Origin of the sequence: Cohnella sp. GCM10020058, from assembly GCF_042683485.1 — a bacterium.
Classification (GTDB): domain Bacteria; phylum Bacillota; class Bacilli; order Paenibacillales; family Paenibacillaceae; genus Cohnella.
The window spans coordinates 708,368-730,933 of sequence record NZ_JBHUJV010000009.1; the positions used below are offsets into that span (position 1 = coordinate 708,368).

The window sequence follows — 22,566 nt, forward strand, 5'->3', positions numbered from 1 at the left end:
AGGAGGTTTCCGATGAAGGCTTCTAAGAAAATATTGTCGGGCGCATTGTCCACCGCGCTGGCGGCGACCGCCGTGATGACCGGCGTCGCTGCGCCTGTATCGGCCTGGGCGGCCGAGCCGTCGGCGACCATCCATTCGTCTGTCGTGTCGGAATCGTCGGCCGGGATGCCGCTGTCCGACACGCTGCAGCATTGGGCGAAGGACAGCATTGCGAAGTGGGTAGCGAGCGGCGTGCTGAGCGGATATCCCGACCAATCGTTTCATCCGAACGATCGGATCACGCGCGCAGAATTCGTAACGATCCTGAATCGCGTTTTCGGCTTTTATGCCGAATCGAACGATTCGTTCTCCGATGTCAGAGCGTCGAGCTGGTACGCAAGTGCCTTATCGGTCGCACGTGAAGCCGGCTATTACGAGGGCTTCCCGGGGAACCGGGCTCAGGCGGGAGAAGCGATCAGTCGCCAGGATGCCGTAACGCTGCTGGCGCGCGTGTTTTCGCTAGCCGCTTCCGGAAGCGCTTCAACGACGGAGCGCTTTAGCGACAGCGCGCAGATACAAGCTTATGCGCGGACGGCGGTAGACGCGCTGTCCGGCATTCTGCAAGGCTATCAGGACGGTAGCTTCCGTCCGAACGACAGCATTACGCGCGCAGAGGTCGTGACGCTGATCGATAAGCTCGTCGCGGGCTACTACGCTTCCGCGGGCGCCGTCGAAGGCGGAGAGATCGCGGGCAACGTCGTCGTCAATCATGACGCCGCGACGCTTAAGGGCGCGGTCGTAAACGGCAATCTGTACCTGACTGCCGGCATCGGCGACGGCGAAGTGAAGCTCGACGGCGTCACGGTCAAAGGCAAAACCTTCATCTCGGGCGGCGGCCCCAACACCGTCATCCTGAACGATGCGACATTGGGCGAAGTCGTGGTCGACCGCAAGGAAGGCGAGGTCCGCGTACAAGCGACGGGCAAGACCAAGATCGAGCACATCACCATGGCGCGCAAATCGAAGCTGGAGCTGGGGCAGGACGCTCGGATCGAAGCTGCGACCTTCAACGGTCCGGTCGGACTTGAGCTGGCATCGGGCGCGTCTATTAACCGCCTGCAGGTGAATGCGGGCGCCGGCGGCACGACGATAGCCGGGGGAGGCACCATAGGGACCGCTGTTATCGATACGAAGGGCGTTACGGTAGGCGGCAAGGCGGTCGACGCCGGCACGTTCGGCATCGCGAACGGCACAGCTTCGCCGGCGGCGGGCTCGACGCCTGCGAATCCGGCCGTTACGACACCCGTGAACGCTGGGGTCACGGTAAACCTTGTCGATTCGGACGCCTCCGCCGCGACCAAGTCTCTGTTCGTTTACCTGAACGAGATTCGCGGTTCCGGCATTTTGTTCGGCCAACAGCATGCGACGACAGAGGGGCTGTCCATCGGCAAGCGGGACGGCACGGAATCCGACACTTACAACGCGGTCGGGGAGTACCCCGCGCTGTTCGGTTGGGACACGCTGACGCTGGAAGGCAAAGAAAAGCCGGGCGTCTCCGGCGACTTCGAGCAGAGCCGCGACAATCTGATCGACGTGATGCGCAAGGCTTATAACGTTGGCGGCGTGCTGACGCTCAGCTCGCATCTGCCGAACTTCGTTACGGGCGGGGACTTCTACGATCTGAAAGGCAACGTGGTCTCGCACATTCTTCCGGGTGGAGACAAGCATGCCGCGTACAACGCGTTTCTCGACAACATCGCAGACTTCGCGAATCGTTTGAAGGACGACGATGGCAACCCGATCCCTGTCATCTACCGCCCGTTCCATGAGCAGAGCGGCAGCTGGTTCTGGTGGGGCGCGGCGTTCACGACGAAGGACGAATACCGCGAGATCTACCGCTATACCGTCGAATACTTACGGGATATCAAGGGCGTAAGCAACTTCCTGTACGCCTACTCGCCGGGCGGCGGCTTCGGCACGAGCGAGGAGCGGTACATGGAGACGTATCCGGGCGACGATTACGTCGACATCCTCGGGTTCGACAGCTACTACAACGGCGAAGGCCAAACCTGGTTCGACGGCGTCACGACGGAAGCCGCGCTCGTCTCCCGCGTAGCGGACAGCCATCGGAAGGTCGCCGCGCTCACCGAGTTCGGCTATCAACAGATGAAGGCCAGCGGCAACGCGACGCCCGATTTTTACACGAAGCTGTCCGCAGCGCTGCAATCCGATCCGGACGCCAGGAAAATGGCGTACATGCTCACGTGGGCGAACTTCGGCCCGACCGCTTATGTACCCTATCCGACGGGCGAAGGACAGCCTGCGCATCAGATGCTGCCCGACTTCGTCAAGTATTTCGAGGAGTCATACACCCTGTTCAACAAGGAAGTGTCTCACGCATACGACCGCAGCGTAGCGACGGAGCGCGAGCAGCCGTTCATGCACGTCGCTTCGCCGACGGATCAGAGCACGGTCAAGACGACTACGACGCAGATTCGCGCGCGTATCCTGAACGAAACGCCGGCTCGCGTCGTCTATTCGACGGACACCGACAGCGCCGAGCATGCGCTGGCGCTCGATCCGGCGACAGGCTTCTACACGGCCGACTGGTCCCCGGCAGCTGGCCTGAACGGCAAATCGGCGACCGTCACCGTCAAGGCGTACGACGCGGAGGGCAAGGTGCTGCAGGAGCAGGCGAACACGGTATTCGTCAAAATTCCTGAAGTGCTGATCGGCGCGTATACGTTCGACGATGGCATCGAAGGCGTCCAGAGCAACGGCGGTTGGCAGGCTGATATTGAGAGCCTCTCGCATGTTAGACTGAACGGCGACGGCAAGCTGAAGCTGAGCGTTACAGGCACGACGGCTGCGGACAACTGGCAGGAGCTCAAGCTGGAGCTCAAAAACGCCAAGGCCGTAGCGGGCGCGGACACGCTCTCCGGCGTAAAACGCATCAAATACGAAGCGTGGGTGCCGGTCGCGGCGGGCGCCAAGAGCGGCGCGGCTACGCTGCGGAGCGTCGTCCAGCTGCCGCCGGACTGGGATGACAAGTACGGCATGGATACGACGCAGGTATCCTTCGACAATATGGAGAAGGTCGAGATCGACGGGGAGCCGTACGTTCACTATGCGGCCGCGATCGATCTGACGGACGATGACGCGCTCGCCGCGGCGGACGATCTGGCGCTGTCGCTCGTCGGCAGCGGATTGGACAACGGCGGCGCCGCATTCCCGGTCTATATCGACAACATCCGCCTGTACAGCACGTACCAGGATGCGGCCGCAGATCCGGCATCGGTCGACGACTTCGAGGGCTATCTCGGCAGCAATGAAGCGCTCGGCGCGAAGTTCGTCCATGCGGGCGGCGACGATACGGCTTCGGCCCTCGACGCGGGCAACAAGCACGGTGGCAGCTACGGGCTGAAGTACACCTACACGCTGGCGGGCAGCGGCTACGCAGGCATCACCAAGGCGCTCGGCGGCGTGGACTGGTCCGGCTACAACGCGTTGCAGTTCTGGTATAAACCGGACGGCAAGGGCCAGAAGCTCGTCATGCAGATCAACGCGGACGGCAAGACCTACGAATACTATCCGGATACGGCGACGGAAGAAGCGCAACTGGTGACCGCTCCGTTCAGCGAATTCAAGCCGGCCAACGGCGCGACAGGCACGCTCACGAAGCTGAACCTGTCCAAGGTGAACGCCTTCTCCATCTACACGAACGCGAAGCCGGACGGAACCAGGCTGACGTCTTCCATGTATTTCGACGACATCCGCGCGGTCAGCGACGACGCGGCAGGTACGGTGCCGAACGGCAGCGCGGGCGGCGGGTTGCCGACGGGCACGCTGTACGGCTTCGACGGCGATGCGCAGGGCTGGGCGCTGAACGACAGCCAGAACACGCTGGGCGCAGCCAACGTGAGGCACACGTCGGACGGCGAGCTTAAGGTGCTGGCGACGGATTTTGACGCGACCGGCACGGGGAGCCCGCCGCAGTTCGAGCTAGGCGCGATCTCGGACAAGGATCTAAGCAACGGTTCCGCGATCAAGCTTAAGGTGCGGCTTGCCTCGGGTACTGCAAAGGCCAAGCTGTTCATCAAGCACGGCAGCGCATGGACCTGGGTGAACGCCTACGAAACGACGCTGAACGCGGAATACCAAACGTTGACGCTGAACCTGAATGCGGGGGGCATCGACAAAACGGCGATCAAAACGATCGGTCTGCAAGTCTATTCGCCGGAGGGCGCGGGGAAGATGACATTGTACGTGGACGAAGTCGTGCTGGAATAGCGCATCATAGCCTGGCGATCAAACTATTGAATTGTTATCCAAACTAAGAAGACGGCGCTCCCGAACCGCCAAGCGGCCCGGGGGCGCCGTCTTCGTCGCGCGCTTGACCACGCAGCCGGCCACGGAAGTCCGATGCGCAAATCCGCGGGAGTCGGGGCCGCCGGTCGGAAACGTAACTTTGTTCCCCAAAAGCCGCACGATTTTAGGTTTTCGGGAAAGAGCGCGTATTTTACTATTCATTATCGAAAGCCCTTACATTTATCGCCGGCCTCCGTAAGCCAGATCGGAATCCGAAATCCGGAGTCTGGAGCCGGGAGCCGGCGGGACGGCGGCAAAAGGGGAGGGATGGGGCCGGACGAGGCAGAAAGTAAGCGGCTACGACCATTCGATTCTCACGAGGAGGGAACGACATTGATTAAAAAATGGTTTGCTTCTTTGGCAGGTTTGATGTGCCTGGCGATTGTCGCGACAGCGATTCCCGCATTCGCGGCTAACGGTCCGATCGTGTGGGGCACGTCCGTGACCGTCACGAACATCAACACCTTTACGGACGCCGGCACGGACGCACGCGGCCTGCACCCCGGCACGTTCGGCGCCGAATATCCGCGCATGGTCAAGCTGGCGGACGGCACTTGGCTGGCCGTCGCCGCCATTTACGACAACAACGGGTACACCAAAGTATCCTGGGGCGGCACCCGATTGCAGGTGTTCCGCAGCACGGACAATTGCCGGACCTGGACGCTGGCCGCCACGTTGTGGGAGGACGGCCGCGATCTGGACAACGGCCAGTTGCTGCAGCTGCCGAACGGAGATATTTTGCTCGCGATGCGTTCGGTCCGCTGGCAGGAATCGTACCAGCTTCGCGTTTACAAGAGTACCAACGGCGGCACGGGCTGGAGCTACCTGAGCACGATCGATCAAAATAACGGCACCCCCGGCGCGCTGGGCAATCCGGACAAGGGCGTATACGAGCCGCATATGCAGTTGCTGGCCAACGGGTCGGTCGCCGTCATGTACGCCAACGAGAAGCATGTTACGGAGAGTCCGTCCTACAGCCAGATCATCTCCGAGAAGATCTCGACGAACGGCGGCGCTTCCTGGGGCAGCGAGATTTACGTCGCCTGGGATCCTTCGAACGCCGGGGCGCGCCCGGGCATGCCCGTGTGGACGAAGATGACCAATGGGCAATATATCGTTTCCTACGAGGTGTGCGGCACGCAAAGCTGCCGGATCTTCACCAAGAAGAGCGCGGACGGTACGACATGGGCCAGCGGGATCGGCACGATCGTATCCACGAACCAGCAAGGCGGACCTTATCTGCTGTCGCTCGCCGACGGCCGGCTCGTGCTCACCTCCAACTCCAACGTCCTGTCGCTAAGCAACGATTTCGGCAATACCTGGTACAACAACGACGTCCCGGCCTTCGGCAATACGCTGTGGGGCGCGCTCTATCAGACGGGAACGAACGAGATCGCGATGATCGACTCCGTCGACCGCAGCGCGGGCGGACACAACATCCAGGTCCGGTTCGGCACGCTGACCGGTTCCTACGCCAACGACTTCGCGGCGAACGACAACGGCTGGGTCAAATACGGCGGCACCTGGAACGTCAGCGGCGGCACGTATAACGTGACATCCGTTAACGCCGACAAATCGCTGCTGACGCCGTATCCGTCGAAGGCTAGCTACACGCTCGAGGGCGACATCAAGCTCAATAACGCCGGTCAGGCCAGTCTCGTTTTTAACGTGACCAATCCGGGCACCGGCCCTGACGCGCAGTCGGGCTATGCGGCGGGCATCAATTCGGACGGCGTCGTGTTCCTGGGCCGCTTCAACAATAACTGGACGGCGCTGCAGACGCTTAATACGGCAATCGCGACCAACACCTGGTATCACATGAAAGTGACGGTAAGCGCCGGCACGATCCGCGTCTACGTCGGCGACATGGCGACGCCGAAGCTGACTGCGACGGATTCGACCTTCACCGCCGGCACGATCGGGTTGCGCGGCGGCTTTAACAACAGTGTCGGTTTCGACAATATCAATTTGTACTGAGTCGCTAGCAGCAAGGACGCTGTAGGCGAGAAAAGCGCGGCCGCAGAAGCGACGGCGGCGGTGTGTGCTGCAAGCGCAAGCGAGGAAAGCGCGGCTATAGGAGCGGGCTGCTGCTGCGGACAAAGCGGAAAGACCGTCAGGGAGCCAGTTGGCTCCCCGGCGGTCTTTTCTAAGAAGAAAAGAAAAAGTGTAAATGGGGCGGCCGTTCGCGGACAATGGAGCGCGCTATCCTCGTATCGGCTCGTATCGGCGTTGTTGAACGTTTGGCGGGTTAAAAAACCTGCAATTGTACATGCATTTTCCGAGGGCGCGCGACACTTGATGAAATACCTGCAAATGTGCAGGTAAATGCAAAGTGCAAGCTGGAAATTGGATTGATGCAGGAAAATAACTGCTCTTTGGCATCTATTCTGTCCAAAAGGGCCGACATCAGCAAAAAAAGATGTATATTTGCAGGCATTGCGACGAGCGAAAAAACGAAGCGGGCGACGATACGCGGGCTAACCGTCCGGGCGATCTCCGATCTTCCCGGACGGTTTTTTCTTAGGGGCCGCAACCGAAAGCTTCGCCGCCCGCGGATCTCGACGGCCAAGACCGTAAGTTTCGCCACCCGCCTTAACATTCTCCACCCCGCCTCGCCTCGGCTGCCGACAACATCTGTATATTTTCGCATCAGGAGCGGCGGATCGTCGGTTCATCGCAAGCCTCGCCAAAGTTAAAGTTAAGCATGAAGAAAGCACTTACAACAAGGCTTTCTCGGCACGCATATCTCCTAAAGGTGGGCTCATACGTGAAGATGAAAAAGAAATCCGCGACGCTCCTGACGACGGGCATGGCACTGACGCTGGCTTTGGCCGGCTGCGGCAACAACAATAACGGTGCTGCTTCGTCCGCACCGGCGAGCGGCAGCGCATCCGCGCCTGCATCCAGTCAGGCCGCCGGTGCCGGCAGCGCAGGCAGCGCCGTCGAGATCACGTTCTGGAACATGTTCGGCGGCGGCGAAGGCGACTTTGTCGATCAGATCATCAAGGGCTTTAACGATTCGCAAAAGGAAGTCGTCGTCAAGCAGCTTCGCCTGGAATCCAACGAGTATTACGCCAAGCTCGGCACGGCCCTCTCCTCGGGCAAGGGACCGGACGTCGCGGTGGCGCACGTCGACCGCATCTCGCCGTTCGTGAAGGCCAAGCAGATTGTGCCTGTCGACGAGCTCGCCTCCAAGGTCGGCTTCGACCTGTCGCATATTACCGCCTCCAACCTGCAGAGCGTCACCTACGACGGCAAGCCCTACGCCGTACCGCTCGATACGCACTTCCATATGTTCTACTACAACAAAGATCTGCTGAAGAAGGCGGATCTGCTGAACGAAGACGGTACGCCGAAGCTGGGCGAGATGACGCCGGAAGGCTTTGAGAAGACGCTTGCGCAAATTCAGTCCAAGGTGCCGGACATCCAGGCGCTTGCGGTCAATACGCCATATTTCCAGGAGCCGTTCCTGAACTTGTACTACGAGGCGGGCGGAGACATCCTGAACGCCGACATGACCAAGGCCGCGATCAACAACGACAAGGCGCTGTCGGTGCTGAAGTTCTACATGGACGTGTACAAAAACAAATATGCCGATCTGAACGACAAGAATCCTTGGGACAGCTTCAGCAACGGCAAGGCAGCTTTCTGGTTCGGCGGCGTATGGGAAGCGGGCGTGCTGCTTGGCGACACCTCCAAGAACATCGGCGCGATGCCGCTGCCGCCGATCTTCGGCAGCCAGACGCACTGGGCCAGCTCGCACCTTCTCGTCGTTCCTTCCTATGTGTCCGCGGAGAAGCAGGAAGCGTCCGCGAAGTTCATGAAGTACTTCTCCGAGGTCGGCGGCTCGACTTGGGGCAAAGCGGGCCACGTGCCGGCCAACGCCAACGTCACGGCGAGCGACGAGTACAAGAGTCTGCCGTATCGCGATCAGTTCATCGAGGCGCAGAAGACGGTCAAGTTCGCGCCGCAGACGGATAAATATACGACGATCGTCACCACGATCTCCGAGTCGCTCCAGAACATTATCTTCGGCAACGAGTCGCCGGAGGATGGCTTGAAGGACTTGGAAAAGCAGATCAACGAGGTGCTGGACAACTAAAAGCTTACAAGGGCGGGAGGGAGCTGCAGGGCGCGAAGGCGCCGGCGGCCTCCCTTCCGTTTCCGCAGACAGAAGCCCCGCTTAAGGAGAATGGCCAATGAAGACGCAAATCACTGCGCGCAAAGCCGTGGCGTCGCCAAGACGCGAGCCGCTGCGCATGCGGACCGAGCTCAGGGCCGTTATGTATTTGATGCCGTTCCTGATCCCGTTCGCCGTATTTTACCTGTGGCCCGTCTGCCGCGGGATATGGATGAGCCTGCATGTCTGGGGCATTCGGGGAATGGAGAAATACGTCGGCATCGCAAACTACGAGAAAATTTTTAACAATCCCGATTTTTACGTCTATTTGTGGCATTCCTTTTACTTCGTGCTGATGTGCACGCCTACCGTTATCGTGTTGGGGCTCATCCTCGCCCTCATCATCAATCAGCGCATTTTGTTCCGAACGGCGATCCGTTCCGCCTTTTTCCTGCCGTACGTCCTTTCCGTATCGGTCATCAGCTTCATCTGGCTGCATCTGTTCGACGCGAAAAACGGTCCGGTCAACGCGCTGCTCGGCTTGCTGGGCGCCGGCCATCCCAACTGGCTCACCGACCGGAGTCTCGTCTGGTGGGCGATCACGATCGTGACGGACTGGTGGACCGTCGGATTCGTCATGGTCCTGTTCCTGGCCGGACTCCAGGAGATTCCCGCCGATCACTACGAAGCGGCCAAAATCGACGGAGCGGGCGCCTGGCAGCGGTTCAGGCATATCACAATCCCCGGCCTGTCGAGCGTCATGAAGATTCAGATCTTCTACCAGGTAATCGGCAGCCTCAAGCTGTTCGGCCAGGTGCAGATCATGACGGGCGGCGGTCCCGGCGATTCCACGAACACGATGATCCGTTACATCTACGTGACCGGCTTCAAGAAGGATATGTTCGGCCTCGCGTCCGCGCAGTCGATCGTCTTCTGCGTCATCATGCTGATGATCGCCGTGATTCAGTTTAAATTGACCGACCGGAAAGACGGATGAGGAGAGATTCGCATGAAGAGGTGGCTTTTAAATATCGCGGCGGCGCTGCTTGCGCTGCTGTTCGTTTTCCCGCTCGTATGGATGCTGCTCGTCTCTCTGAAGCCCGACGGCGCGACCGTGTATTCGCTGTCCGATTGGGTGGACTGGTCGGGCTTGAACACGGACAACTACGCGAAGGTCATTCGCGATTCGCAAATCTTGCGCTGGACCTGGAACAGCGTCGTCATCGGCTTCCTCACGACGGTCATCGCCGTCCTGTTCAGCTCGCTGGCGGCCTTCTCGTTTTCCAAGCTGCCCTTTAAGACGCGCGGCGTCTTCTTCGTCCTGGTCGCGTCCGGATTGCTCATCCCGACGGAGGCCATCCTGATCCCGCTCTACGAGACGGCGCTTCATCTCAAGCTGATCGATAATATATGGGCCATCATCCTGCCGGGACTGACCAACCCGATCGGCATCCTGCTGCTCAAGCAATTTATGGACGGCGTGCCCCGGGATTACCTGGAGGCCGCGCAGATCGACGGCAGCCGCAGCTTCGGTCTTTGGTGGCGCGTGTGCCTGCCCTTGACGCGTTCGGCCATGATCTCCGTAGGCATCTTCTACTTCATTTTATCGTGGAACAATTTCCTGTGGCCTTACCTGTCGATCACTTCGGCGGAAAACATGATCCTCTCGGCAGGGCTGCCGACCTTCTTGTCGAATAATACGATGTCCCTGAACTTGATTATGGCGGCCAGCGCGATCGCAGCGATCCCGACCATCATCGTATTCGTGCTGCTCCAACGGCACATCGTGCAAGGGGTATCCATGTCCGGCGTGAAGGGATAACCGCCAGAGAAGAGGCTGCACGCATGAACCATGAACCCGAAGCGCCTCGCTGGAGACGCATTTTGTCGCCGATACTCATATGGAAAAGCAGCATGCGCGCAAAGTGGATGCTGCTTTTATTTCTGTTCTCGTTGACGCCGCTCGTGGTCATGGGAATTATTTCGTTTTCGATCTCCAGGTCGACAATCAACGAGAAGGCGACCGAGTACTCGGAGCATCTGCTCGATCAGACCGCCGACAATCTGGATACGCGTCTTGGCATCTACAAGGAAATGATGATGCAGGTGCTCGGCAACGCGGAGATCGTCTCCATGCTGCGCAAGCTCAACGATGCCGATCCGGCGCAGTACGATCTCGACAGCCTGTCGCTGACGACGAAGCTGTCCACGATCGTGGCGATCAACCAGGACGTGCAGTCCATTTCGTTTATCTCCAGGCAGCACTATATCAAAGGCATCTACCGCTGGAGCGAGCGGACGGAGAACGAGTCGCGCCCCTTCCTTCGAACGTTGGACGACGGCAGCAGCTTCCGCTGGTTCCCGACGCGCTACGGCACCTACGTGGACAGTCTGAACTCGCAGAGCACGTTCGTCTTTTCGCTGGCCAAACAGCTTTATAAAATATCGGACGACAGCCCGCTCGGCATCGCGGCCGTGCTCGATATTCGAGAGGATGTCATCAAGGAACTCGTCTCGAAGGCCGCGAGCAACAACCGGGACCTGCAGAGCTTCATCATCGACGGCGGCGGCAGGCTCGTCTCTTATCCGGACAACGCGATGATCGGCCGGTCCGTAACCGAGGTGCTCGGCGAGCGGGGCTATGCGCAGATCGCAGGGGCAAGCGCCGATGAACTGAAGTTTCCGCTGACGTATCGGGGCAACAAGCTGATCGTAAACGTCAAAAAGCTCACGACGAACGATTGGATGGTCGTCAACGTCATTTCCAAGTCGGCGCTCTATCAGGACTCCGACAGGCTGCTGCAGATTATCCTGCTCATCGCGCTGTTCTGCATCGCCTTTTCGATTATCGCGGCGATCGTGCTCGCGGGCTCGATCACGAAGCCGATCCTCAAGATGATCCGGCTCATGAAGCGGGTGATGGACGGCGAGTTGTCTACGCGCTATCAGACGAAACGCAGGTATGACGAGTTCGACGAGCTTGGCAGCAACTTCAATGCGATGGTCGCGCGAATCGACGAGCTGCTGCACGCCGTCTATGTCGAGCAGGATCAAAAGCGGGTGGCGGAGCTGAAGGCGCTGCAAGCGCAAATCAATCCGCATTTCCTGTATAATACGCTTGATATCATTAAGTGGACGGCCCTGATCCAAAAGGCAAATCACGCGGCGGAGATGGTCAGCCTGCTCTCCCGCCTGCTCCGCATCAGTCTCGGCAAAGGCGAAGAGACGGTGACCGTCGAGGAAGAGATCGAGCATGTTCAATGCTACCTGGGCATCCAGCAGTTCCGGTTCAACTTCAACATCGAGACGTCGGTCGATATGGCGGAGGAGGTCAAGCTGCTTCGCACGCCCAAGCTCATCCTGCAGCCGCTCATCGAGAACGCGATCATGCACGCCTTCGAAGGCCGCGAGAGCGGCGGCCGGATCGAGATCGCATGCGCCCGCGAGCCGGGCGGCGGCATCCTGTTCGAGATCGCGGACAACGGCGTCGGCATGGACCCGAAGGCGGCGCAGCGAATGCTCGAGCAGCCTGGGGACGGCAAGGACAAACCGGGCGGAATCGGGCTGGCCAACGTCGACGAGCGGATCAAGCTCATCTGCGGGCAGGGATACGGCATCCGGATACAGAGCGAGCTTGGCGCAGGCACGCGGATTCGAATCCGGCTGCCCTTGATGACCTAGGAAGGAGGAAGCGGCATGCATCGCGTCATGATCGTCGAGGATGAGCCGATCGTCAGGTATGGCATCCGGTCCATGATCGATTGGGACAAAATCGGGCTGCGGCTCGCGGGTGAGGCTGCCAACGGCAGGGAAGCGCTGGCGCTGATCGGGAACGAGCCGCCCGATATTCTGATTACGGATATCAAAATGCCCGTTATGGGCGGGATCGAGCTGATCGCGGAGGTGCGCAAGACCGCGCCGGATATGAAGATCATTATTCTCAGCAATCTCGAGGATTTCCAATACGCGAAGGAAGCGATCAAGCACGGCGTTTCCGAGTATTTGATTAAGTCGGACATGATGCCGCGCGACTTCGAGCAGGCGCTGCTGAGCGTGAAGGACAAGCTGCATGCCTCTGCGCGCGGCGCCGAAACTCCCGATCCGCAGGCGGAACGCCTTCGGAAGGAACGGCTGCTGGCGGAGCTGGCGGACGGCGCGGGCAGCGATGCGGCCGACTGCGACGAGCGCGCCGGACTCGCCGGGTTGGCTCCGCTTCGCGCGGCCTACGTGCTGCTCATCAGTCTGAATTCAACCGGGCAAGGCTTCGAGGAGCGGCAAGCGGCGGTCAGAGAGGCGATCGGCCGGATCTGGATGCCGGACGACGGCGACCATGAAGTCTTTGTCGACAAGCAGGGAGACATTTGCATCTTGTGCGACGGGGAGACGCATGGGGCCGAGACGGGGCTCGAACGCGTCAAGCGGCGGGCGGCGGCGCTTATTGCCTTGCTCTCCGGCGAATGCGACTTGAAGGCGTCGATCGGCATCGGCGGCCGCATCGGCGAATGGGCGGAGCTGAAGTCGTCTTACGCCCAGGCGGCGGGAGCCGCCAAGCAGAAAATGTTTCTCGGAAGCGGCCGCGTCATCGTCCATGGGGTAGGTGACAAGCGCGCGTCGGCGGAACATGCGGAGCCGCTCCGCATCGGCACAAGCCAGATTCAGTCGATGGTATACGCGTTCCAGTCCGCCGAGCTTGCAGCGTATCTGGATGCGCTGTTCGATCGGCTGTCCGTTCGCCGCGATCCCGATCTGGCGCACATCATCAGCTTCGAGCTGCTTATGATTCTGACGACGCTATGGCCGGACGTGGCGAACGACGACCGACAGGTGACGGAGCTGAAAAAGCAGTATTACGACCAGCTGTCCAGACTCGAGACGGTCGAAGAGAGCAGGGTTTGGTTCAAGCAGTCGTTCGAGGCGCTGGTGCGGCATATCGCCGGTATGTACAACAGCGACCGCAACAGCATCGTCAAGGCGACGAATTATATCCGGCAGTTTTACGACCGGGAGATCTCGCTCCAATTCATAAGCGGCCATGTGCACTTAAGCAAAAATTACTTCGCGAATTTGTTCAGGAAGGAAGTCGGCGAGAGCTTCCTGGAATACCTGACGCGGATTCGCATCGACAACGCCAAAGAGCTGCTGAGGCAAGAGATGAAAACGGGAGACGTCGGGAGCCTGGTCGGCATTCCGGACCCCAAGTATTTCTCGAAGGTGTTCAAAAAAATTACGGGCCTGTCTCCTTCGGAATACCGCGCTTTGCACCGGGAGGCGTCGAACGACATCGGGCCGTGAGAACTTGTAACCGTTTGCCGAATCCGAAAAATGAATGAAAGGAGCGTGAATCCGTGGTGCGAACGCGCGCGGCATTGTTGGCCATCTCGCTGTGTCTGCTGCTGTCGGGCTGCTTCGGCCCTTCCGGCGGCGACGTTCTGCCAGGGGCGAGCGGAGATGGCCCCGCGCCCGTGGTGCTGTCCTTCTGGAACCCGTTCGGCGGGGGGGAGGGCGAATTCGTCGAGCGCGTCATCGGGGACTTCAACGCCTCGCAGGAAGCCGTGTTCGTCAAGCAGCTCCGGCTCGAGTCCAACGAATACTACGCCAGGCTCGGCACCGCGCTCTCTTTCGGCAGCGGTCCCGACGTGGCCGTCGTTCATTCGGACCGGCTGTCCCCGCTCGTTAAGGCGGGGCGCCTAACGGAGCTCGACGGACTCGCGGAGCAGGCCGGCTTTCGCTTCGAGGAGATCGACCCGTCGAACGCGCAAAGCGTCGTCTTTGGCGGGAAGCATTACGCGATTCCGCTGGACACGCATTTTCATATGCTGTATTACAACAAAGATATTTTGGCCAAAGCCGGCGCGCTCGGGTCAGACGGGACGCCAGATCTCGGGGAAGCCACGCCGGAAGGCTTCGTCCGGTTTTTGAGGCAAATTCGCGAACGGGTGCCGGACGTGCAGCCCTTTGCCGTGAATACGCCGTATTTTCAGGAGCCGTTCCTGGACCTGTATTATGAGGCGGGCGGCGATCTGCTCAGCCCGGACGGCACGCGCGCGGAGATCGCCGGCGATGCCGCCGTCCGCGTGCTTGCTTTTTATCAGCGGCTGTTCGCCGAAGGCTTAAGCGATCTGAGCGACAAAACGCCTTGGGATTCCTTCGACAAAGGCCGGGCCGGGCTGTGGTTCGGCGGCGTATGGGAAGCGGGGCACTTCCTGGCCAACCCCGCGCTGAACGTAGGCATTATGCCGCTGCCGCCGATCTTCGGGAGCGATGCGCACTGGGGCAGTTCGCACACGCTGGCCATCCCGGCTTACGCGTCCGGCGCCAAGCGGGACGCCGCCATGGCTTTTATCAAATACTTTTCAGAGGTCGGCAGCGTCTTGTGGGGGCAAGCGGGACACATCCCGGCCAATACAGCCGTCATGTCAGGCGCGGAATATCAGGCGCTGCCTTACCGCAAGCTGTTCGTCCAATCGCAGCGGACCGTGAAGCCGGCGCCAAAAACGGACAAGTACGCAGCGTTGCTGACCGCCTTGTCGGAGGAGCTGCAGGGCATCATTCAGAACCGCACGGATCCGGCAAGCGGACTGGCGGCGGCAGAGCGGCGGTTGAACGAGATCTTGTCGAACTAAAAAGACGGCGCTCCCGAACCGCCATGCGGCCGGGTGCGCCGTCTTCGTCGCGCGCTGCGACGGGAGACGAACGGGAAGTTGATGGGCCGGAGCCTGCTCGGGGCAGGGCGGCTATGCGGGCTTGCTGTGTCTAGGGTTCGTCTACCCGCAGATCGTACCGCCGTGATCGAAGCGCAGTCGGCAGCAGCGCCCCGGGTTCGACCCCGGGGAACGACGCGTCCAATGACTCATGGCTTAATTTGTACTTAAACGCGTGCGAGCGCCGTCAAACGACAAATTGCGATTTCGATCAAAAAAGGGACTTTTCTCCATGACTTCCGACTCAGCGGGGCGTCTCGCTCATGGCGACCGAGACCAGACGATCCTCGGCGTCGCTGAACCGGACGGTCACGAACACGCCGAATTCCCGGTCGGCCTGGCGGAGCCAAAGCTTGAATTTCTCCTCGCTGAGTCCGCCGCCGAGCTGCGTTCTGCCGATGTGCGAATAATCGACGAGCGCCGCCTTCGGATATTTGTCTTTGGTCTCCGCGATCGCGATCAGACTCCATTTGTGGTAAGAAGTGTCCGCGGCATCGGCATGTCCGGCGCGCAAAGCCAAGCCCGTCCAGGCGGCGACGGCAAGCATAGCGAGCAGGACGCCCAAGCGGATTGTGCCCGTTACATTCTTGGGATCGTGTTGATTCATCGTGGTTGCGACCTCCTTGATCATCGGCTGCCGACCGTACCATTATGCCCCAATTGAAGACAGGTAAGCACCCTTTCGGCGCGACAGCTCTTTTCGGATGTTTGGCGGGTCAAAAACCTGCATTTGTACATGTATTTTCCGCCGGCTCGCCACACTTGATAAAATACCTGCAAATGTGCAGGTAAATGCAAGGCGCAGGACGGAAGTCGGGCCGATGGAGGAAAATAGATGCGTTTTTGCATCTTTTTTGCTCGAAAGGAGAAATATCGGAGGAAATAGATGTATATCTGCAGGAATTGCGGCGAAAGAGCGACGCGGGCGGATGGTACGCGAGCGGCGATTCGCGGGCGGCGATACGCAGGCGGACGATACGCCGGCCCATCGGAACGGCTCTCGGATGAGCCATCGACGGGCGTTCCGCGCGACTCAAGTTTCGGATATTCGCTAACCTGAATGGACCGTCAGGGTGATCTGCCCCTGTCGTTTGTTCTTGTTTCCATGTCCCGATCGACCTGTTCGATGTCCGGATCGATCAATCCATTCGTGCAATCGCTCACTATAATAGAGTAGGCAAAGCGAACACGGAGACCGTCCCGCGTGACGGAGGAATGCTATGACAGGCAAGCACAAGGGATACACGAAAAGGATATTGATATCGCTATCCTGGCTGGCGCTCTTGCTCGGCTGCAGCGACAACAACATGGGTCATGCGACAAAGAAGGGGCTGGCTATGGAGAGCGAGAGACCGCAGGCAACGACCGGAGAATCCTTGCAGCCATCGGCTTCCGCAACGCCGACGGGCGTGCGGGAGGGCCGCTCGCAGGAGGAAGCCGTCATCATGGACGACCATTCTCTCAACGGCTTTAATCTTATGGGCATCAGATGGATCGAGACCGGGGACCGGGTCATGGACTTCTGAACGACGGTCAGGCTTACGGCGTGTATCCACTGTGGCGGGTGGCGCAGTGGGGAACGCGGTATTCGCTGGAGGGGACGCAGGCTGAGATGCTCGCGCCGGGCATATTTCGATATTCGAACAAATCGAAGGCGATTACAACCGACACGAATGCGGGCGAGATCACCCTCAAGACGATCGCTTCCAAGGAATGCGAGTGCCCGCGCAAAAACGGCGAGGACTGGCCGCATCTGCTGATCGAGCAATACTTTCTCCAAACGCCGTTCCTGAATGCGCTGTCGGAGCTGCGGGTGAAGGCTTCGATCCGAATCTCGCAGTTCGAGCCGCGGATGACGGACGCCGAGTACGACCCTTCGCTGCATGCGGCGCAAGTCTCGTGGTACTTGACCATACAGAACAAAAACCACTCGAGCCCCGGCTACGGCGATTACTACTGGTTTGGCCTGCCGCTGTTCGATAACCGCGAACCGCTGCCCAAGGAGTCGTACTTCCAGGACGGCGGCAAAGAGGATACGACCTACAAGTTCATCTACAACATGGCTGCCGACGCCTATCTGTCCAAAAGCTTGCAGGACGGCGAATGGGCGACGATCGAGCTCGATATTTTGCCCTATGTGCGGAAGGCTGAGAAGCTGGCATACGATGGCTGCTTCCTGGCTTCTACGGAGCCGGAGGACCTGGCGCTCGCCAATATGAATATCGGCCGGGAGCTGCCGGGCGCCTTCGACGCCGAGCAGCAATTGAAGGAGCTGTCGATTACGGCCGTGCCGAAGGACGACGACGGCTCGCCGGAATAGAGGTGACCTATGAACGACGGAGAACTGAAGTATATTCACAACTTTTCAGGCAAAGAGTACTTCGCGGACAAGAGCTTTCCCTTCTTCGTTCAGCGCTACGTGCATAACTGGGAGTCGATGCCGATTCTTCCCCTGCACAGTCATGAGTTTACGGAGATTGCGTTTGTCGTCAAAGGACATGTCACGCACTGCTTTCACTCCGAGCAGTTCGGCGAGCTCAAATACAAGATCTATCCGGGCGATCTGTTCATTATCAACCCCGGAGAACTCCATACCTACGAGATCGGCAAGGACGAGCAGGTGGAGCTGGTCAATCTGCTCTTCTTTCCGCAGCTCATCAACTGGGGCATCCTCGGCTCGCAAGATCACGCGGACCTGATGAGCCTGTTTTACGTACCGCCGTTTTCGGGGGAGGACGTCCGCTTTCACTCGCTCCTGAAGCTGGATGAGAGCTCCCGCGAGGAGGTCTACAGCCTCATTACGCGGATGGAATACGAATTCGAGAAGCAATTGCCGGGCTATCAGTCGCTCATCATCCTCAAGCTGCTGGAGATGATTATTTGTCTGAGCCGCCAGCATGCGGTCTATTCGCAGAAGTGCGCCCGTCCGCAGCAGTCCGCGGACAAGCAGCCGGTGGGAGACGCTACGCTGAAGAAGGTCGTCGCTTATATCGAGCGCAATTATACGCAGGAAATCTCGCTGCAGGGGCTAACCGAGATCGCCAGATGCAGCCCGAGGCATTTGTCCCGAGTGTTCAAAAAAGAAATGGGCATGAGCGTCATTCACTTTCTCCATTACATCCGGGTGGAGCAATCCAAGAAGTATTTGTCCTCGACCCGCGAGAAGATCGTGACGATCGGGCAGGAGGTCGGCTTTCCGGACGTGACCTTTTTCAACAAGGTATTCAAGAAGTTCGAGGGCTGCACGCCCACGCAGTACAGGCAAAAGCATAAAGCCGGCGTATGAGCGGATCGGGTGTCCGAATACGCTTGTCGTTTGTCCGGATCGGCAAAGACATCGCCTGCAGCGGTCCCTATAATGAGGGTGTGCTTCATGAAGCGCTTACAAGAAATGCTCCGCCAGCATTCAAGCTCGACGGCGATTCTCGCAGCCGCACGGCGATAACGACCGCAGCCTGCAGCGGGAACGAAGGCAATACGGCGAAGCCTGCCGACAGCAGCATGGCCAGCCAGACGTCGCCGGGCACGGCGACTGCCGGCGGCGGAGCAGCCGGTCGTCTTCCACAAGATCAAGACAAAGAAAAGGAATTGGAGCGCATATGGAGACTAACGCAAGCTGGACAGCAGAATGGATATGGACGGAGGCGCTGCATGCGCGATCCGAAACCGCGCTCACGGAGATCGCCTATTTTCGGACCTCTTTCACTCTTGCCGACGCCGACGCAAGGCTGACGCTCCGCGTATCCGCGGACAGCCGGTACCGTCTATATGTCAACGGGGTGTCGGCGGCTGTCGGCCCCTGCAAGGGAAACGGCAACGTTCATTACTACGAGACGATTGACGTATCGGGGCTGCTGCGCGCGGGGGCCAACGCGATTGCCGTAAAAGTCGTGCATTTCGCGGCATCCGAGCCGCTGCGTATGGGGGAGGCGGGGCCGATCTCCGTCTTCCGCTCATCGCAGGGCGGATTGTTGCTGGAGGGCGTGCTGGAAGGTGCGGACGGCGGCGAACGGTTGATGCTGAAGACGGACGCCTCCTGGCGCTGTCTAAAAGACAGCTCTACCTGTTATGAACCGGGAGAGATGGGCCGGCATTACTTGGGCTATCCGGAGACGGTTGACGGCGGACAGGTTCCGCATGGCTGGGAAGGCATTGAATTCGACGATTCGTCCTGGGCCTCGGCCGTTGCGGTCAGCCCGACGGCTTATCCGATGACGGGGGAGCTTCCTCCCTGGTTCCTCGCCGAGCGTCCGATCCCGCCGCTTTACGAGATCAGGCGCGATTTCTCGGCGATCGTCCGCACCGAAGGCATAGACCGCGATGCGGCGATGCTCCTGGCGGCGGAGGCGTCTGCGGGCGCAATCGCCCCGATGGGGTCGCGTCAGCCGCTTGTCGTGCCGCCGAATACGCGCATCGTTATCGATCTTGCGGCAGAGCGCCTGTCCACCGGCTACTTGCGGTTCGAGTTGTTCGGCGGCGCCGGCAGCCTCGTCCGTACGCTTTGCGCGGAGTGTTACGAAGATCCTCCCGGTCCGCGGGGGGAACGCCGCAAGGGCATCCGGGACGACGCGAGCGAGGGTAAGATCCTGTACGGGGAAACGGATACGTATCGGGTGGCCGGCCGGGACGGTTCGCATGGGCAAGCGGAAGTCTACGAGCCGTTCTGGTTCCGCACCTTCCGGTATGTCCGGCTGACGATCGAGACCGCCGACGAACCGCTCCGTCTGCGCAGCTTTCATTATCGGGAGACCGGTTATCCGATGGATGCAGCAGCCGTTTTCGAATGCTCGGATCCCGCTTATTCGCCGCTATGGGACATCAGCCTTAACACGCTCAAGAACTGTATGCACGAGACCTACGAGGATTGTCCTTTTTACGAGCAGCTCCAATATACGATGGACACGATGATGCAGGCCATATTCACTTACAACGTGAGCGGAGACGACCGGCTGGCGCGGCGGGCGATTCACGATTTTCATAGCTCGATGCTGCCGAACGGGATGCTCCAGTGCCGCTACCCGTCCGTTTTTCCCCAGGTGATACCGGGGTTCGCCTTATACTGGATTTTCATGCTGCGCGATCATTACCGCTATTACGGAGATCGGGAGCTTGTCATCCGCTACCGGCCAACGATGGAGCAAGTGCTCGGCTGGTTCGACAGACAGTTAAACGAGCAGGGCATCGTGGGGGCTGCGCCCGAGGGCTATTGGTCGTTCGTCGATTGGGTCGAGGAATGGCATGGATTATGGGGCGTGCCCACTGCAAGCCTGCAGGGGCCGATTACCGTCTACAGCTTCCTGTATATCGCCGCGCTGCAGATCGCGGCCGAGCTGAACGAGGCGACCGGCAGAGCCGACGCGGCTGCGGAATACGAACGCCGAGCGGAAAAGGTGCAGGAGGCGGTACGCGCTTATTGCCTGTCACCTGACCGGCAGCTGTTCCAAGACGGACCCGGCGTGGAGGCGTACAGTCAGCATAGCCAGATCTGGGCCGTCTTGTCCGGGACCGTATCCGGCGAGGAAGCCCGCTCGCTCATGCGGCAGACGCTGACGGATCCGACGCTTGCCCAAGTCTCGTTCTCCATGTCTTATTTTCTGTTCCGCGCGCTATCCCGGGCCGAGATGTACGGCAAATCGTTCGCGTTGTGGAGCAAGTGGACGGAACAGGTCGATCTGAACCTGACGACATGGATGGAGGACCCGGTGTCCCAGCGCAGCGACTGCCACGCTTGGGGCGCAATCCCGCTGTACGAGTTCCCCGCCGAGGTGCTGGGCGTACAGCCCGCGCTGCCCGGCTTCGACGTGATTCGCATCGCGCCGAAGCCCGGTCCGCTGACTTGGGCCCGGGGGACGGTCGTTACGCGCCACGGTCCGGTGCGCGTAGACTGGCGGGTGGACGAAAGCGGCGGCTTCGTCCTGACGGCCGAAGGTCCCGCAGGCATCCCCGTCGAACTTGTGCTGCCCAGCAAGCAGTCCCTGCGGTTCGAAGATGCCGCAACGTCGGTGACGGCGACCTGCACGCTGCGCGAATATTGCTCCTCCTAGTTAAGTTAGCGTTTATGGGGTTAGCGTCCTGCCTGCCCCAAGCTTGCCAAGCGAGGGGGCGAACCACTGGTCTAACGGAGCTTGTCGGATGTTGTTGGGCGGATCGAAAAACCTGCATTTGTACATGTATTGTCCGCCAACCAACGGCACTGGATGAAATACCTGCAAATGTGCAGGTAAATGCATAATACAAGCCGGAAATTAGGCTATTGGAGGAAAATAACTGCGTTTTGGCATCTATCCTGTTTAAAAGGGCCGACATTGGCGGAAATAGATGCATATCTGCAGGCATTGCGGCGAAAGAACAACGCGGGCGGGCGAAACGCTGACCAATGGGAACGTTAACGTCGGTCGGATGAGCCGTACCCAGGCGTTTCGCATAATCAAGATTCGGTTATCCACCAATTTAAGAAGAGACCGTCAGGGCGATCCGCGATCTGCCCCGGCGGTTTTCTTGCTGTCCGCAGATTTTTGCGTCAGCTTGCGGGAAGATAGCCGGATTGCATTGACTAAATAAATAGCAAGGTTTGCAGACGGACCTGCCGATTCTGCAGATCGCGAGAGAGACGGGCTTCCAGCAGGCCGCTTACTTAATGTCCTGCTTCCGCGCCAGAGAAGGCCTGACGCCGCGGGCGTACCGGCATGCCTTTCATGGGCGCCGCTAGCCGGAGGCCATTTTGCCGACTCGCCTACTTCGCTACCGCAAACCGCAGCACCGTCCGCAGCTTCTCCGGCGCCGTCCTGCGCGGATCGGAAATATAAATCTCGCGATGCAGCTTCGACGCGCGACGATAGCCCGCCTCTGCGCAAAAGGCCTCCATCCGCTCGAAGCTGGCCGGCTCGTCGTCGTAGCTGCCCGTATGCATCATTTGACAGCTTAGGCCGTCCGCTACAGTAAGGAATTTTAACCTGGAGAGCAGCGCGCTCGACTTCTTGGCCGCCGTCTTTTCCACAAAATATCGGAACCCGTCCGCTGTGAGGAAATCGGGCTGGCGTATCATAATCGTGTACTTCAGATTGCTTTTGTCCGTGGCCGGCAAGGCCAGATCGACGAGACCCCATACGCCCTCCAGCGGATAGACCGTATAGTCGTAGTACCCTTCCGGCGCATCGCTTCCTTTATACGACATTTTGACGGCATAGCTTAGCGCGTACAGCGCCTCCGTCTCCAGCGCGAATTCGGGACGGTTGGGATCCCCCTCGCCTTCGATCGCGACGAAGGACATGGGGGGCACGTCGAGGATGGCAGGCTCTCCTTTGGGCAGATAGAGCGCTTTGTCGTGTTTTTTATAGTCGATTTTGGCGGGCATGGGAGGGCCTCCTCATTTGTAATAACGTTATAATACGGAAGCGC

Annotated in this window: 17 protein-coding genes; 13 read left to right on the forward strand and 4 right to left on the reverse strand. The window is 59.6% G+C overall.

All coding sequences use genetic code 11. The annotated features are described in order from the left end of the window. Window positions 1-12 precede the first annotated feature (12 nt). Both ACFSR7_RS18495 and ACFSR7_RS18500 read left to right on the forward strand, forming a co-directional pair. Window positions 13-4,269 (forward strand): CIA30 family protein, encoded by a 4,257-nt coding sequence (locus ACFSR7_RS18495; RefSeq protein ID WP_378164074.1) that lies wholly within the window; start codon window positions 13-15, stop codon window positions 4,267-4,269. 411 nt (window positions 4,270-4,680) lie between these two features. After that, a complete protein-coding gene (locus ACFSR7_RS18500) occupies window positions 4,681-6,324 on the forward strand; it encodes a 3-keto-alpha-glucoside-1,2-lyase-like domain-containing protein (protein WP_378164076.1) in 1,644 nt (547 codons plus the stop codon). Window positions 6,325-6,595: 271 nt separating this feature from the next. Here the strand turns inward: ACFSR7_RS18500 and ACFSR7_RS18505 are convergent, their stop codons facing one another. Next, on the reverse strand, window positions 6,596-6,934 hold the full coding sequence (locus tag ACFSR7_RS18505; RefSeq protein ID WP_378164078.1) for a hypothetical protein: 339 nt from the start codon (window positions 6,932-6,934) through the stop codon (window positions 6,596-6,598). Window positions 6,935-7,120: 186 nt separating this feature from the next. Here ACFSR7_RS18505 and ACFSR7_RS18510 point away from each other — a divergent pair, with 186 nt between their 5' ends. The 6 genes from ACFSR7_RS18510 to ACFSR7_RS18535 all read left to right on the forward strand — a co-directional run bounded on the left by ACFSR7_RS18510 (window position 7,121) and on the right by ACFSR7_RS18535 (window position 15,090). Next, entirely contained in the window at window positions 7,121-8,449 is a 1,329-nt protein-coding gene (locus tag ACFSR7_RS18510; RefSeq protein ID WP_378164635.1) for an ABC transporter substrate-binding protein, read from the forward strand. 97 nt (window positions 8,450-8,546) lie between these two features. Continuing rightward, the gene (locus ACFSR7_RS18515) at window positions 8,547-9,464 is read left to right on the forward strand and encodes a carbohydrate ABC transporter permease (protein ID WP_378164080.1); all 918 of its coding nucleotides are present in this window, start codon (window positions 8,547-8,549) and stop codon (window positions 9,462-9,464) included. A gap of 12 nt (window positions 9,465-9,476) precedes the next feature. Further along, window positions 9,477-10,289 carry a carbohydrate ABC transporter permease gene (locus tag ACFSR7_RS18520; RefSeq protein ID WP_378164082.1) on the forward strand — a complete coding sequence of 271 codons (813 nt, stop codon included), beginning with the start codon at window positions 9,477-9,479 and terminating at the stop codon, window positions 10,287-10,289. Between the two features lie 23 nt (window positions 10,290-10,312). Further along, entirely contained in the window at window positions 10,313-12,148 is a 1,836-nt protein-coding gene (locus ACFSR7_RS18525; protein WP_378164084.1) for a cache domain-containing sensor histidine kinase, read from the forward strand. A gap of 15 nt (window positions 12,149-12,163) precedes the next feature. Further along, the gene (locus ACFSR7_RS18530) at window positions 12,164-13,759 is read left to right on the forward strand and encodes a response regulator transcription factor (protein ID WP_378164085.1); all 1,596 of its coding nucleotides are present in this window, start codon (window positions 12,164-12,166) and stop codon (window positions 13,757-13,759) included. Window positions 13,760-13,812: 53 nt separating this feature from the next. Then, window positions 13,813-15,090, forward strand: a complete 1,278-nt coding sequence (locus ACFSR7_RS18535) for an extracellular solute-binding protein (RefSeq protein ID WP_378164087.1) — start codon at window positions 13,813-13,815, stop codon at window positions 15,088-15,090. 322 nt (window positions 15,091-15,412) lie between these two features. On the opposite strand, the gene ACFSR7_RS18540 is transcribed toward ACFSR7_RS18535, so the two are convergent. Then, window positions 15,413-15,775 (reverse strand): DUF3889 domain-containing protein, encoded by a 363-nt coding sequence (locus ACFSR7_RS18540; RefSeq protein ID WP_378164088.1) that lies wholly within the window; start codon window positions 15,773-15,775, stop codon window positions 15,413-15,415. A gap of 613 nt (window positions 15,776-16,388) precedes the next feature. Here ACFSR7_RS18540 and ACFSR7_RS18545 point away from each other — a divergent pair. Genes ACFSR7_RS18545 through ACFSR7_RS18555 form a run of 3 tightly spaced genes read left to right on the forward strand, consistent with a single transcriptional unit; the run spans window position 16,389 to window position 18,454 of the window. After that, a complete protein-coding gene (locus ACFSR7_RS18545; RefSeq protein ID WP_378164090.1) occupies window positions 16,389-16,694 on the forward strand; it encodes a hypothetical protein in 306 nt (101 codons plus the stop codon). After that, complete coding sequence (locus ACFSR7_RS18550) at window positions 16,658-17,488, forward strand: hypothetical protein (protein ID WP_378164092.1); 831 nt, start codon at window positions 16,658-16,660, stop codon at window positions 17,486-17,488. Before ACFSR7_RS18545 ends, ACFSR7_RS18550 begins: the two co-directional genes overlap by 37 nt. A gap of 9 nt (window positions 17,489-17,497) precedes the next feature. Continuing rightward, the gene (locus ACFSR7_RS18555) at window positions 17,498-18,454 is read left to right on the forward strand and encodes a helix-turn-helix domain-containing protein (RefSeq protein ID WP_378164094.1); all 957 of its coding nucleotides are present in this window, start codon (window positions 17,498-17,500) and stop codon (window positions 18,452-18,454) included. Between the two features lie 85 nt (window positions 18,455-18,539). Here ACFSR7_RS18555 and ACFSR7_RS18560 read toward each other — a convergent pair whose 3' ends face one another. Further along, window positions 18,540-18,695 (reverse strand): hypothetical protein, encoded by a 156-nt coding sequence (locus ACFSR7_RS18560; protein WP_378164095.1) that lies wholly within the window; start codon window positions 18,693-18,695, stop codon window positions 18,540-18,542. Between the two features lie 72 nt (window positions 18,696-18,767). Here ACFSR7_RS18560 and ACFSR7_RS18565 point away from each other — a divergent pair, with 72 nt between their 5' ends. Further along, entirely contained in the window at window positions 18,768-21,212 is a 2,445-nt protein-coding gene (locus ACFSR7_RS18565; protein ID WP_378164097.1) for an alpha-L-rhamnosidase-related protein, read from the forward strand. 527 nt (window positions 21,213-21,739) lie between these two features. After that, a complete protein-coding gene (locus ACFSR7_RS18570) occupies window positions 21,740-21,877 on the forward strand; it encodes an AraC family transcriptional regulator (protein WP_378164099.1) in 138 nt (45 codons plus the stop codon). Between the two features lie 24 nt (window positions 21,878-21,901). Here the strand turns inward: ACFSR7_RS18570 and ACFSR7_RS18575 are convergent, their stop codons facing one another. After that, entirely contained in the window at window positions 21,902-22,522 is a 621-nt protein-coding gene (locus ACFSR7_RS18575; protein WP_378164101.1) for a GyrI-like domain-containing protein, read from the reverse strand. Between the last annotated feature and the right edge of the window lie 44 nt (window positions 22,523-22,566).

Bases quoted from the DNA above. Each gene is read 5' to 3' on its own strand.
- ACFSR7_RS18495 (WP_378164074.1), top strand. From the start codon at position 13: ATGAAGGCTTCTAAGAAAATATTGTCGGGCGCATTGTCCACCGCGCTG.
- ACFSR7_RS18510 (WP_378164635.1), top strand. From the start codon at position 7,121: ATGAAAAAGAAATCCGCGACGCTCCTGACGACGGGCATGGCACTGACG.
- ACFSR7_RS18515 (WP_378164080.1), top strand. From the start codon at position 8,547: ATGAAGACGCAAATCACTGCGCGCAAAGCCGTGGCGTCGCCAAGACGC.
- ACFSR7_RS18520 (WP_378164082.1), top strand. From the start codon at position 9,477: ATGAAGAGGTGGCTTTTAAATATCGCGGCGGCGCTGCTTGCGCTGCTG.
- ACFSR7_RS18525 (WP_378164084.1), top strand. From the start codon at position 10,313: ATGAACCATGAACCCGAAGCGCCTCGCTGGAGACGCATTTTGTCGCCG.
- ACFSR7_RS18530 (WP_378164085.1), top strand. From the start codon at position 12,164: ATGCATCGCGTCATGATCGTCGAGGATGAGCCGATCGTCAGGTATGGC.
- ACFSR7_RS18540 (WP_378164088.1), bottom strand. From the start codon at position 15,775: ATGAATCAACACGATCCCAAGAATGTAACGGGCACAATCCGCTTGGGC.
- ACFSR7_RS18545 (WP_378164090.1), top strand. From the start codon at position 16,389: ATGACAGGCAAGCACAAGGGATACACGAAAAGGATATTGATATCGCTA.
- ACFSR7_RS18550 (WP_378164092.1), top strand. From the start codon at position 16,658: ATGGATCGAGACCGGGGACCGGGTCATGGACTTCTGAACGACGGTCAG.
- ACFSR7_RS18555 (WP_378164094.1), top strand. From the start codon at position 17,498: ATGAACGACGGAGAACTGAAGTATATTCACAACTTTTCAGGCAAAGAG.
- ACFSR7_RS18565 (WP_378164097.1), top strand. From the start codon at position 18,768: ATGGAGACTAACGCAAGCTGGACAGCAGAATGGATATGGACGGAGGCG.
- ACFSR7_RS18575 (WP_378164101.1), bottom strand. From the start codon at position 22,522: ATGCCCGCCAAAATCGACTATAAAAAACACGACAAAGCGCTCTATCTG.